The organism is Burkholderia sp. BKH01 (assembly GCF_025685725.1).
Lineage (GTDB): Bacteria > Pseudomonadota > Gammaproteobacteria > Burkholderiales > Burkholderiaceae > Burkholderia > Burkholderia pyrrocinia_C.
The window spans coordinates 1-1,182 of the sequence record NZ_JAOTQT010000059.1; the positions used below are offsets into that span (position 1 = coordinate 1).

Genomic DNA, 1,182 nt, shown 5'->3' on the forward strand with positions numbered 1-1,182 from the left:
TTACTCGATGATCTTGGCGACGACGCCGGCGCCGACGGTACGGCCGCCTTCGCGGATTGCGAAGCGCAGACCTTCTTCCATCGCGATCGGAGCGATCAGCTTCACCGTGATCGACACGTTGTCGCCCGGCATCACCATTTCCTTGTCCTTCGGCAGCTCGATCGAGCCCGTCACGTCCGTCGTACGGAAGTAGAACTGCGGACGGTAGTTGTTGAAGAACGGCGTGTGACGGCCGCCTTCGTCCTTGCTCAGCACGTACACTTCAGCCGTGAAGTGCGTGTGCGGCGTGATCGAACCCGGCTTTGCCAGAACCTGGCCACGCTCCACGTCTTCACGCTTCGTGCCGCGCAGCAGGATACCCACGTTGTCGCCTGCCTGACCTTGGTCCAGCAGCTTGCGGAACATTTCAACGCCCGTGCAGGTCGTCTTCACCGTCGGCTTGATACCGACGATTTCGATTTCTTCGCCGACCTTCACGATGCCGCGCTCGACACGACCCGTCACCACCGTACCACGGCCCGAGATCGAGAACACGTCTTCCACCGGCATCAGGAACGCGCCGTCAACTGCACGCTCCGGCGTCGGGATGTACGTGTCCAGCGCGTCGGCCAGGCTCATGATCGCCACTTCGCCCAGCTCGCCCGTGTCGCCTTCCAGCGCCAGCTTCGCCGAACCCTTCACGATCGGCGTGTCGTCGCCCGGGAAGTCGTACTTCGACAGGAGTTCGCGAACTTCCATCTCGACCAGCTCGAGCAGTTCAGCGTCGTCCACCATGTCGCACTTGTTCAGGAACACGATGATGTACGGAACGCCAACCTGACGCGCCAGCAGGATGTGCTCACGCGTTTGCGGCATCGGGCCGTCTGCTGCCGAGCAAACCAGGATCGCGCCGTCCATCTGTGCCGCGCCCGTGATCATGTTCTTCACATAGTCAGCGTGGCCCGGGCAGTCGACGTGTGCGTAGTGGCGGTTAGCCGTTTCGTACTCGACGTGTGCCGTGTTGATCGTGATGCCGCGCGCCTTTTCTTCCGGTGCCGCGTCGATCTGGTCGTACGCCTTCGCTTCGCCGCCGAACTTCTTCGTCAGAACCGTCGTGATCGCTGCCGTCAGCGTCGTCTTGCCGTGGTCAACGTGACCAATCGTACCAACGTTCACGTGCGGCTTGGTCCGCTCGAATTTACC

1 protein-coding gene is annotated in these 1,182 nt (G+C 61.8%); it reads right to left on the reverse strand.

Going from position 1 to position 1,182, the window contains the following annotated elements; translation table 11 throughout:
* On the reverse strand, positions 1–1,182 hold a 1,182-nt coding region (tuf, locus tag OEJ37_RS34790), incomplete at its 5' end, for an elongation factor Tu (RefSeq protein WP_027805213.1).